Genomic DNA, 10,552 nt, shown 5'->3' with positions numbered 1-10,552 from the left:
TGATGGACTTCGTGCTGCTGATCCACGGCGACGAGATGCTCTGGGACGCCTTCAGCGAGAGCGAACGCACGCGCATGGCCGAGGCGCACCGCCAGTTCGGCACGGCGATGGTGATGGCGGGCGTCAAGGTCAAATACGGCGCGGGGCTGACCAGGTCCCGCGAGGGCAAGCTGGTCAGGCCGGACGGGCCGGCCGTGGCCGGGCCCTACGCGGTCGGGCGCGAGCAGATCGGCGGCATCTGGATCATCGAGGTCAAGTCGGCGGAGGAGGCCGAGGCGTGGGCGCGCAAGATGCCGTACGCGCCCGGCGACATCGTCGAGGTCCGCCCCTGCGACCCGACCGCCTGACGAGCCTGGGGCCGTCCTGAGCGTCGTTCCGAGTGGTGGTGCCGGGTTGTGCTGAGCGGGGCCGTCCTGAGCGGCCTGGGGCCGTCCGGAGCCCTCTCGGTGCTCCGGACGGCGCCTCCCTGCCGATGGCCGCTCAGTAGCTGGGCCGGCGGCTGAGCACGATGCCCACGGCCAGGAAGAGCAGGCCGGCCACGCCGTACACGATGGCCAGGGACGTCGCGGGCGGCTGCTGGCTGGCGTTGACCACCGCCAGGCCGAGTCCGACGATCCCGCTGATGTAGCAGAAGATCGCCACGAAGATCTTCCAGAACGGACTCATTGCGCATTCCTCCAGAACCTTGCGGGTTTCTCCGGAACTGTCTCCGGTACTGAGGGGGCCGGGCCGCCGTGCGGCGCGGTCCCTGCGGCGGCGAAGCCGAGGAGCATGACCCAGGCGTCCGGGTCGGCCAGGAAGCGCCGCCAGCGGTCGGCCGCCAGGGCCAGCTCGCCCATCGAGAGCGCCCCCGAGGCCACCAGCGGCACCAGGCGCTCAGGCCCCAGGTGCGGGGCGAAGGCGGCCGTGGGATGGGTGTCGTTCGTGGCGGCGAACGGGCGCAGCACCACGTCGGTGAAGCCCTCCCGCCGCAGCAGCCGGGTGAGCTTCCTGCCGATCTGACGGTCCCCGCCGGCGCCGCGCTGCGCCTGGGCCATCGTGGCGTGCACGGAGGCCAGCTCGGGGTACATCGGATCGGCCAGGCCCCACAGCATGCTGTCGACCTCGACGGCGACGAGGGTGCCGCCGGGCCGAAGCACTCGCATCGCCTCGGCCAGCATCGGGGCGGGGTCGGTGAGGTGCTGCAGTACGTACCGCAGCAGTACGCCGCCGACGCTTCCCGTACGTAGCGGCAGCCGGGCGCCGTCGGCGGCCACGAGCGGCGCGCCGCAGCCGCCCGCGTGGCGGAGCAGCCCCGCGTCCACGTCCAGCGCGATGACGTCCAGGCCCGGCTCGGCGGCGCGCAGCCTGCGGGTGACCGCGCCCGAGCCGGCGCCCAGCTCCAGCAGCGGCCCGGCGCGGGTCAGGCCGAGGTCGCGCATGATGCGCAGCTCCTCCTCGAAGGAGAGCGCCGCCTGCGCTTCGAGGCGGGCCAGCTCGCCGTCCACGCCGCCCCAGGTGGTGTTGGCGACGTCGTACGAGCCCGCCGCGGCCGCCGCGCTCACCGGGGCCTCGGAACCATCATCAGGCCGTGCCTGGGCCGCAGCGTGACCAGGGCCTCCGGCTCGACGGGGAATTCGGGGACCAGCTCCATGCGCAGGTCACGCAGCAGGACGGCGAGCACGAGCGTGGCCTCGACCAGGGCGAAGTGCCGTCCCAGGCAGATGCGCGGGCCGCCGCCGAAGGGCAGGTACTGGTGACTGAGGTGCCGCGCCGCCGCCTCGGGGTCGAACCGCTCCGGCCGGTAGGCGGCGGGGTCGTCCCAGTAGCGCGGGTCGCGGTGCAGCACCCACGGGCTGACGCAGACCAGCGATCCGGCCGGGATGTCGTAGCCGTCGATCACGTCGGCCGCCACGCTGCGCCGCGAGATGAGCCAGACCGGCGGGTAGAGCCGCATCGCCTCCTGCACGGCCTGCCTGCACCTGCGCAGCGCCGGCAGGTCGGCGGCGGTCGGCGCCCGCCCGCCCAGCACCTCGTCGATCTCCGCGCGGACCGCGGCGGCCGCCTCGGGGTGGCGGTCGAGCAGGTAGAGCGTCCAGGTCAGGGATTTGGCGGTGGTCTCGTGCCCGGCCATGACGATGGTCAGCACCTGATCCCGCAACTCGACGTCGGCGATGCCGCCCGGCCCGGTGACCGGACAGGTCCCGGGCGGGACATCGGGTTCGGCGGCGGGTGCGGTCTCGGGGTGGGGGTGGCCTTCGGCGAGCAGGGCGCTGAGCAGGTCGTCGCCCGCGCCGCCCGCGCGGCGGGCCGCGATGATCAGATGGGTCACCTGGTCGAGGAACGTCCGCGCCCGCTGGAAGCCCAGGTAGCGCGCGGCCGTGTCGGCCGGGTCGGGGTCGTCGCTGGGTACGTAGTGCCCGATGAACCGGTTGACCGCGTCCACCGCCCGGCCGAACCCCTCGCCCGCGCCGCCGATGTCGGTGCCGAGCATGGCCTTCACGATCACGGTCAGGGTGAGCGAGGTCAGGTCGTGGTCTACCCGTACCGACGCGGCGCCCCGCCACTGCGCCGCCAGGTGCTCCGCGGCCGCCACGATGACCTGGTCGAACCGGTCGACCTCGGCGGGCCTGAAGGCCGGCGCGCACCTGCGCCGCTGCGCCGCCCACTCGGCGCCGTTGCTGGTCAGCAGGCCGTTGCCGAGCAGCGGGCGCAGCATGTCGTCGTCCGGCGTGCGGTCCTTGGTGTAGTTGGAGCCGTTCTCCTTGAGTACGTACCTGGCCAGATCCGGCCGGTTGAGCATGTAGACCGGCTCCCCGTCGGCGTCGTGGCGGGTGACGTCCCCGTGGGCCGCCATCGCGGTGACGAACTCCAGCGGCGCGTCCCGCATGGCTCTCAAGCTCTGGGTCCCCGCCGGTCCAGGCGGCACCCGGGGGGATACGTACGTCCCGGACATGAGCACTCCCGATGGCTTACGTAAACGAATATTCGGATACGCATTTCCGGCCGCTGAATACGTATATGTAATTCGTACGGTTCCGGTCCGCGCATTTGCAGCGTACCTTTTGAACTGGGGCCTCTCAATACTTAATCAATGGCTCCCGAAATTAAGTCTGGGCACCCGGAAATAGGCGTGCAAGACTCCGTTCGAGACGGCGCACCGGCGCCGATGGGGAAAAGCTCCAGGAGGACGCAATGGCCCTGAATCCCAGAGAGCGGACTGAATTCGTCAACGCCTACACGCGAGTACTGATCACCGCGTGGTCGAGCGAGGAGTTCTCGGCCAAGCTCGACAGCAACCCGCGTGAGGCGCTGGCGGAATCCGGCCTCGAGGTTCCCGCGGGCGCCCAGATCAACGTCGTGCGCAACGTTCCCGACAACGCCCACGACTCCAACCTCGACGTCCAGGTCTCCCTGTGGGAGCGCGGGCTGGAGACGGGGACGTACGAGTTCCACATCCCCGAGACGCCGCAGATCGACATGGCCGAGCTGAGCGAGGGCGACCTCGACTCGATCGCGGCCGGCGTCGACATCAACTGCTGCTGCTGCCCGTGCTGCTGCTGCACCTGACCTGAGCCGCCACAGAGGTCTTCGCACGCCCGAGAGGAAGAGGAGATCATGTCCGACGATCAGGCGAACCCGATCCGGGTACGGGGGCTGCGCAAGCAGTACGGCTCCAGTCACACCCTGCGAGGTGTGGACCTGGACGTCCGGCCAGGAGAGGTGTTCGCCTTACTCGGCCCCAACGGCGCCGGCAAGACGACGACGGTCGAGATCCTCGAGGGCGTGCGCAGGCGTACAGGTGGAGAGGTCCAGGTCCTCGGCCGTGACCCGGCCGAGGACTCACCCCGGTGGCGCGCCAGGCTCGGCATCGTGCCGCAGACCACCGGCGCGTACACCGACCTGACCGTACGCGAGGTGGTCGAGCACTTCGCCTCCTTCTACCCGGCGCCGCTGCCCGCCGACCAGGTGATCGGCATGGTGGGGCTGGGCAAGCAGGAACGCAAGCAGGCCCAGACGCTGTCGGGCGGCCAGCTGCGCCGCCTCGACGTGGCCGTGGGCGTCGTCGGCGACCCCGACCTGATCTTCCTGGACGAGCCCACCACCGGGCTCGACCCGGAGGCGCGGGCGGAGGCGTGGGACCTGGTGCGCTACTTCGCCGACCAGGGCAAGACGACCGTGCTGACCACCCACTACCTCGACGAGGTGGAGGCGCTGGCGCAGCGGGCCGCCGTCATCGTCGCGGGCGCCATCGTGGAGACCGGCGCCGTCAGTGAGCTCGGCGGACGGCGCGAGGTGCCCGCCACGGTCAGCTTCACCGCGACCGGCGGCCTGAGCGCGGCCGGCCTGCCGGAGCTGCCTCCGGACACGACCGTGGACGTGCGCACGGACGACGTCATCACGCTGCGCACCCACGGGCCCACGCGGGCCCTGGCCGCGCTGCTGCCGTGGGCGGCCGAGGCCGGCGTCGGCGAGCTGCGGGACCTGCGGGTCCACCGGCCCACGCTGGAGGACGTCTATCTCAAGCTGATCCGCGAGAACCAGGGGGAACTGTCATGACCAGCTCGGACGCGGTGGTCGCGGGACAGAGCCGCGCGGTCGCGTACGGCGGGGGCTCGGGACTGTGGCGGGCGTCGGTCGCGCGCTCGTCGGTGGAGCTGAAGTCGTTCTTCCGCAACCGGCAGTCGCTGTTCTTCACGCTGCTGCTGCCGATCGTGCTGCTGCTGGTGCTCGGCTCGATCTTCTCCGGTACGGTCCCCGGCACCCACACCGACTTCAAGCAGATGTTCGTGGCCGGGATCATCGCCTGCGGCATCATGAGCGTCAGCTTCAACGGCCTGGCGATCAACATCGCGATCGAGCGGGACAACGGCATGATCCGCCGCCTGGCCTCCTCGCCGATGCCGAAGACCGCGTACTTCGTCGGCAAGATCGTCCGGGTGGTCGTGACCGGCGTCCTGGAGGCCGCGATCCTGCTGGTCGTCGGGGTGGCGCTGTTCCACCTGCCGATGCCGTCGGACCCCGGCCACTGGATCACGTTCTCGTGGGTGCTGCTGCTCGGCGCCGCGTCCTGCTCGCTGCTGGCGGTGGCGTTCAGCGCGGTCATCCCGAACGCCAGGTCGGCGGCGGCGATCGTGACGCTGCCGTTCCTGGTGCTGCAGTTCATCTCGGGGGTGTTCTTCCCCTACAGCGAGCTGCCCGCCTGGATGCAGACGATCGCGGCGTTCTTTCCGCTGAAGTGGATGACGCAGGGGCTGCGCTCGGTGTTCCTGCCCGCGGACTTCGCCGTGGTGGAGCCCGCGCACGCGTGGGAGCTGGGCAGGACCGCGGTCGTGCTGGGCTCGTGGTGCGCCGCGGCGCTGCTGCTGAGTCTGCTGACCTTCCGCTGGCGCGGCGCGAACGTCAGGTAGTGAGGGTGAAGCCGGTCAGCCGCCTCGGCACCATGCTCGGCGCCCACACGGGCGGGTCGCCGTCGGGACGCAGCTCCGGATACCTGGTCAGCAGGCCGCCGAGCAGCACCGCGCCGGCGTGCCTGACCAGCGGGGCGCCGAGGCAGAGATGGGTGCCCGCGCCGAAGGCGAGGTGCGGGTTGGGCGAGCGCAGCACCATCAGCTCGTCGGGTTCGGCGAACACCGCCGGGTCGCGGTTGGCCGCTCCGACCAGGGCCAGCACCCTGGCCCCCGCCGGGATCACCCCGCCGTCCAGCCGCACTTCCTCGGTGGTCACCCTGGCCGTGAACGGGATCGGCGACTCCAGGCGCAGCAGCTCGTCCACGGCCGACATGGCCGCCTCGTGGCTCTCGCGTACCTGCTCGGCGGTGTCCTTCCTGGGCAGCAGCCAGTGCAGCGCGTTGCCCACCATCTCGGCCAGCGGCTTCCATCCGCCGACGACGGTGAGCGCGGCGATCCCGAGCATCTCCGTCCTGGTCAGCCGCTCGTCGGCGGCCAGCCTCCCGAACGGCGACCCACCCGCCGCTGTTCGGACGGCTTCGGCCGCCGCGTCGGCGCGGTCGCCGAGGAAGCGGGTCAGCTCGCCCATCGCGGCCCGGCCCGCCGCGGCGGCCTGCGGCCCAGCCAGCGGGTCGAGGTTGACCGACACCCGCGCGGACAGCTCGGCGAAGGCGGCGCGGTCGGCGGCCGGCAGCCCGAACAGCTCGGCCAGCACGCCGGTGGCCAGCGGCTCGCCGATGTCGGCCGTGGCCTCTATCCGCTCGCGCCCGGCTAGGGCGTCCAGCACGTGCTCGATCTCGGCGGCGATGCCGCCGGAGATCCCGCGGATCGCGGCCGGCCCCATCAGCAGCGCCCCGGGCGACCGTAAACGCTGGTGCTCGGGCGGATCGGTGGTGAGCATCGACGGCGGCAGCTCGTCGTCCCTGACCCGCTCGCGCTGCCCCAGCGCCGCCGAGAAGCGCGGGTCGCGCAGCGCCAGCGCGCAGTCGGCGTGCGTGGTCAGCAGCCACATGCGCGAGGTGACGTCGAAGTGGACCGGATCGTGCTCGCGCAGCCACCGGTACGCCGGATACGGATCCAGCCGCCCGCGAGGAGAGAACGGGTGGGCCAGGTGGGCGGGCAACGTACGGGGTGCCGTCATCGCATCTCCTCGTGATCAAGCCGACGACAACCTACTACAGAGGAGCGGCCGGTGGCAGAGCTCGATGTGGTCGTGATCGGTGCGGGCGTCAGCGGCCTGGCCGCCGCCGCGAAGCTGGCGGGCGCCGGCCTCGCGGTCGAGGTGATGGAGGCCAGGCAGCGGATCGGCGGCCGGATCCACACCGACGAGGAGTCCGGGCTGGAGCTCGGCGCGCAGGTCGTGCACGGCGACCGGAACCCGATCGGCGCGCTGCCAGGCATGCCCGCCCTGGTGCCGCTGCCCCGCTACGCCGCCAGAGTGCTGCTGGACGGCGCGCCGCACCCGCTGTCCGCACTGCGCCCGCCCCCGCCGCTGCTGGAGGAGCGGCTGGTGGCGGGTGCCACGTCGCGGCCTTCCGCAGGTGCGGCGGGGCGGCATTCCGCGGGTGTGAGCGGGGACGTGCCGGTGGCGCAGTGGCTGAAGGAGCAGACGGCGGGCTCTCCCGCCGCGCTGGAGCCGGCCGCCGAGTGGTTCAGGCAGAACTGGGCCGCCGGCCCCGAGGCGCTGAGCGCGCTCGGCGTGGCCGTGGCCCGCCGCGCCGACGCCGTGGGACGAGGCGAGTTCGCCCTGCCCGGCGGCTTCGGCACGCTGCCCGAGCGGCTGGCGGACGGCCTGCGGGTACGCCTCGGCGACCCGGTCGTCCGCCTGACCTGGTCGCCCGGCCGGGTACGCGCGGTCACCGCCGCCGGCCACGTCGCGGACGCGGTCGCGGCCGTGGTCACGGTGCCGCCGCCGGTCGTCGCCGACGGCAGGCTCGCGATCAACGACCTGCCGGTACGCAAGCAGGCGGCGGCCCACGAGCTGCGTCCTGGCGACGCCTGGTGCGCCCTGATCACCTACCCGGAGCCCGCACCCGAGTCCGTCGTGGTCTTCGACCCGGAAGGACGGCTCGGTTTCGTCACCGCCACGGCCGGACGCCGCGAGGTGGTGGTCATGGCGAAGGCCGAGGCGGCCGGCCGGGCCAGAGCCGCCTGGCGGGACAACGCTCTGCTGCGGCAGTTGGCCGGGGCGCTGCCCTGGACCAGGGGAGTGGAGCCGGAGTCGGCGCGGGTGGCCGACTGGGGGGCCGATCCGTGGGCGGGCGGCGCGTACACGTACCCGGGGGTGGGGGCGCTGTGGGCGCCCGCGGCCTGGGCCGAGCCGATGGGCGGGACGTTGTTCTTCGCCGGCGAGGCCACGACCGGCCTGGCCGGGCCGCCCATGGCGCACATGGCGATGGCCGGCGGGGAACGCGCGGCCACTGAGCTGATCGGAGCACTGAGGTGATCGGACAGACCACGACAGAAGGCCCGCCGGGCGACGGAGACCCGCACGGCGGCTGGTTCCTGCTCGCGCTCGACGACGAACTCGCTCCCGGCCTCACGCCGCTCAGGCTGGGCGGCGTGAACCTGATCGCGGTGCGCGACGACGACGGCGTCCGCGTGTTCGAGGCCACCTGCCCGCACCGGGGCGCCCATCTCGGCTACGGCGGCAAGCTGGACGGGCAGTGCGTCGTCTGCCCCTTCCACGGCAAGCGGATCGCGCTCGGCGACCGGTCCCGCCGCTGGTCGGTGGGCGAGGTGCGGACGCTGCACGCCGGGGCGGCGCTGTTCGCCCGGCTGTCCGGCGACCCGGGCGACGACCGGGGCTTCGAGCAGGCGATCAAACAGGCGGCGGAGGAGCTGACGTTCGTCGCGGCGGTGAACCAGCGGGTCGCGGTCCCGGCCGAGTACGTGGTCGAGAACGCCTTCGACGCCGAGCACTTCAGCACCGTCCACCTGGTGCCGGCGGTGCGGGGCATGCGGGTCAGCATGGGGGAGCACGACGAGCTGGTCATCGAGGGGGAGTTCAGGACCAAGGCGCCGCCGTGGGAGAAGGAGCGGCGGCTGAACTTCGCCTCCCGGTTCGTGGCCCGCGCCTACAGCCCGCACCTGGTGCTGACCGAGCTGGGCACGGCGGCGGCGCCGTACACGATCATCACGGGAGCAGTGCCGGACGGGACGGGCAGCGTGGGGCGGGTGGTCATCGGCGTCCGGCCGGATCAGAAGGAGTCGCTGCCCGCGCTCGTGCACGGCGCCCGCTACGCCTTCGACCAGGACCGGGTGGTCTGGGACCACCTGGACGTGCGCGCGCCGCAGCGCTACGACGCGGCCGACACGTCCGTGATCGCCTTCCGCCGCTTCTGCGCCGGTTTCGCCCCGGCGGGGGTGACGTCGTGAGCCTGCATGTGCGGACGCACGGGGACGGCCCCGCGGTGCTGTGGATCCACGGCTACACGATGGACTCCTCGGTCTGGGAGCCGCTGTGGGGGCTGCTGCCCGGCTGGCGGCACGTCGGCGTGGACCTGCCGGGCCACGGCCGGTCGCGGCCGCTGCGGCCGGGCACGTCGCTGCCCGCGCTGGCGGCGGAGCTGGCGGAGCTGGCCCGCGCCGAGCGGGCCACGCTGGTGGTGGCCGAGTCGATCGGCTCCATGATCGCCCTGCAACTGGTCATCGACCATCCCGGCGACGTGCGCGGGCTGGTCGTCGGCTCGCCGACCATCGCCGGCGCCCCCGCCGAGCCGGGCACCGCGGGGCGTTACCGCACGCTGGCCGGGCTGGCCAGGATGGGCGTGGACGGCGAGCGGCTGGCCGACGTGTGGATGGCGGCCCCGCCGGACATCTTCCGCGGCACCGAGCGCCATCCCGAGCTGCGCGCCAGGCTGCGCGCGATCGTGGCCAGGCACTCGTGGCGCGAGCTGCGTGACGGCTCCATGTACGGCCTGAGCAAGCACGTCCACACGGTGGACGATCTGCGTGGCATCCGGGCGCGCACCCTGGTCGTGGTGGGCGAGGAGGACATGCCGGGCTTCCGGGCGAGCGCGGAGCTGCTGCGCGGCTCCGTTCCCGGTTGCGGCGTGATCACCGTGCCCGACGCCGGGCACCTGTGCATGATCGAACGCCCCGCCGTCGTGGCGCCCGTCATCGGCGGCCACCTGCGGGCGGCGACGAGGGAGGTGCAGCATGCCGATTCATGAGCACTACCGGCCGGGCACGCCGTGCTGGGTGGACTACGGGGCGCTGGATCCGGTGGGCGCGCGGGCGTTCTACGGGGAGCTGTTCGGCTGGACGTTCCGCGAGGAGGGCGGTTACGCCTTCATCGAGCTCGGCGGCCGGGTGGTGGGCGGCTTCGGGCGGGTGCCCCCCGGGCTGCCGGCCTCGTGGAACACCTACCTGGCGACGCCGGACGCGCAGGCGGCGGCCGCGGAGGTCAAGGAGAGAGGCGGGAGCGTGCTCCTCGGCCCGGTCCCCGCCGGCCGGGACGGGCGGCTGCTGTTCGCGCTGGACGCCTGCGGGGCGCCCTTCGGCCTGTGGGAGGGGCACAGGCCGGCCGGGATCGTGCTGGTGGGCGAGCCGGGCACCTGGTGCGGCCACGAGCTGTGGACGTACGACGCGGCCTTCTACCCCGAGCTGCACGAGGCCGAGGTCATGCCGCCGCCGGAGGGGATGAGCCCGTGCTGGCTGACGTTCTTCGCCACCGCCGACCGCGTGGCGACGGCCGCGCGGGCCGTCGAACTGGGCGCCACGATCGCCTCGGGTCGCGACCACGCGACGATCGTGCACGACCCCTGGGGCGCGCTACTGGCGCTGACGTGAACGAGCGGTGATGACGAAGAACGCTGCCACGAGGATGGCCCCGACGATGGCGACCACCGAGCCCACCGTTTGCCCGATCAGGAAGGCCACGACGACCGCGGCCGCGTAGACCAGGGGGACGACCAGCCGGAGGTTCAATCCCATGAGCGCTCCTTAGAAGAGAGAACGGACCTCGATTCCAGCATCGGCTCGCCCAGCGCCCGAGGTCCAGCGGGACGGCCGTAATTACGCATCGGATCGCCGCGAATTACGCATCGCGGCATCTGGCCATACGCATCGGACCCCGCCACTACGTCGTCGGCGACAATCGCGGATGAGCGTCCGCGGCG

The 10,552-nt window shown here is 72.8% G+C and carries 13 protein-coding genes; 8 read left to right on the top strand and 5 right to left on the bottom strand.

Features of this window, described 5'->3' with window-relative positions; all coding sequences use genetic code 11:
• Positions 1-2: 2 nt before the first annotated feature.
• On the top strand, positions 3-347 hold the full coding sequence (locus tag OIE67_RS41140) for a YciI family protein (protein WP_326630686.1): 345 nt from the start codon (positions 3-5) through the stop codon (positions 345-347).
• 133 nt (positions 348-480) lie between these two features.
• On the opposite strand, the gene OIE67_RS41135 is transcribed toward OIE67_RS41140, so the two are convergent.
• Genes OIE67_RS41135 through OIE67_RS41125 form a run of 3 tightly spaced genes read right to left on the bottom strand, consistent with a single transcriptional unit; the run spans position 481 to position 2,869 of the window.
• A complete protein-coding gene (locus OIE67_RS41135) occupies positions 481-666 on the bottom strand; it encodes a hypothetical protein (protein ID WP_106236399.1) in 186 nt (61 codons plus the stop codon).
• The gene (locus OIE67_RS41130; protein WP_106236401.1) at positions 663-1,544 is read right to left on the bottom strand and encodes a class I SAM-dependent methyltransferase; all 882 of its coding nucleotides are present in this window, start codon (positions 1,542-1,544) and stop codon (positions 663-665) included. Before OIE67_RS41130 ends, OIE67_RS41135 begins: the two co-directional genes overlap by 4 nt.
• Positions 1,541-2,869, bottom strand: a complete 1,329-nt coding sequence (locus OIE67_RS41125; protein WP_326630683.1) for a cytochrome P450 — start codon at positions 2,867-2,869, stop codon at positions 1,541-1,543. The genes OIE67_RS41130 and OIE67_RS41125 overlap by 4 nt, the downstream gene beginning before the upstream one ends.
• 305 nt (positions 2,870-3,174) lie before the next feature.
• On the opposite strand from OIE67_RS41125, the gene OIE67_RS41120 reads away from it, so the two are divergent.
• The 3 genes from OIE67_RS41120 to OIE67_RS41110 are packed head-to-tail and all read left to right on the top strand — an operon-like array spanning position 3,175 to position 5,390.
• The gene (locus OIE67_RS41120; RefSeq protein ID WP_106236403.1) at positions 3,175-3,549 is read left to right on the top strand and encodes a hypothetical protein; all 375 of its coding nucleotides are present in this window, start codon (positions 3,175-3,177) and stop codon (positions 3,547-3,549) included.
• Positions 3,550-3,597: 48 nt separating this feature from the next.
• Complete coding sequence (locus tag OIE67_RS41115) at positions 3,598-4,539, top strand: ABC transporter ATP-binding protein (protein ID WP_326630680.1); 942 nt, start codon at positions 3,598-3,600, stop codon at positions 4,537-4,539.
• Positions 4,536-5,390, top strand: coding sequence for an ABC transporter permease (locus OIE67_RS41110; protein ID WP_106236406.1), 855 nt, complete (start codon positions 4,536-4,538; stop codon positions 5,388-5,390). The genes OIE67_RS41115 and OIE67_RS41110 overlap by 4 nt, the downstream gene beginning before the upstream one ends.
• On the opposite strand, the gene OIE67_RS41105 is transcribed toward OIE67_RS41110, so the two are convergent.
• Positions 5,383-6,570 carry a cytochrome P450 gene (locus tag OIE67_RS41105; RefSeq protein ID WP_326630676.1) on the bottom strand — a complete coding sequence of 396 codons (1,188 nt, stop codon included), beginning with the start codon at positions 6,568-6,570 and terminating at the stop codon, positions 5,383-5,385. The genes OIE67_RS41110 and OIE67_RS41105 overlap by 8 nt on opposite strands.
• A gap of 51 nt (positions 6,571-6,621) precedes the next feature.
• On the opposite strand from OIE67_RS41105, the gene OIE67_RS41100 reads away from it, so the two are divergent.
• From OIE67_RS41100 to OIE67_RS41085, 4 genes are read left to right on the top strand one after another with little or no spacing between them, the layout of a single operon-like run.
• Positions 6,622-7,875, top strand: coding sequence for a flavin monoamine oxidase family protein (locus tag OIE67_RS41100; protein ID WP_326630674.1), 1,254 nt, complete (start codon positions 6,622-6,624; stop codon positions 7,873-7,875).
• Positions 7,872-8,807, top strand: a complete 936-nt coding sequence (locus tag OIE67_RS41095) for a Rieske 2Fe-2S domain-containing protein (protein WP_326630671.1) — start codon at positions 7,872-7,874, stop codon at positions 8,805-8,807. The genes OIE67_RS41100 and OIE67_RS41095 overlap by 4 nt, the downstream gene beginning before the upstream one ends.
• A complete protein-coding gene (locus tag OIE67_RS41090; RefSeq protein WP_326630669.1) occupies positions 8,804-9,604 on the top strand; it encodes an alpha/beta fold hydrolase in 801 nt (266 codons plus the stop codon). Before OIE67_RS41095 ends, OIE67_RS41090 begins: the two co-directional genes overlap by 4 nt.
• On the top strand, positions 9,591-10,223 hold the full coding sequence (locus OIE67_RS41085) for a VOC family protein (protein WP_326630667.1): 633 nt from the start codon (positions 9,591-9,593) through the stop codon (positions 10,221-10,223). Before OIE67_RS41090 ends, OIE67_RS41085 begins: the two co-directional genes overlap by 14 nt.
• On the opposite strand, the gene OIE67_RS41080 is transcribed toward OIE67_RS41085, so the two are convergent.
• On the bottom strand, positions 10,206-10,367 hold the full coding sequence (locus OIE67_RS41080; protein ID WP_181307158.1) for a hypothetical protein: 162 nt from the start codon (positions 10,365-10,367) through the stop codon (positions 10,206-10,208). The genes OIE67_RS41085 and OIE67_RS41080 overlap by 18 nt on opposite strands.
• Between the last annotated feature and the right edge of the window lie 185 nt (positions 10,368-10,552).

The sequence above is a fragment of the Nonomuraea fuscirosea genome, from assembly GCF_035917475.1.
In the GTDB taxonomy this organism is placed as follows: domain Bacteria; phylum Actinomycetota; class Actinomycetes; order Streptosporangiales; family Streptosporangiaceae; genus Nonomuraea; species Nonomuraea fuscirosea.
This window is presented reverse-complemented; position numbering and strand designations above follow the sequence as displayed.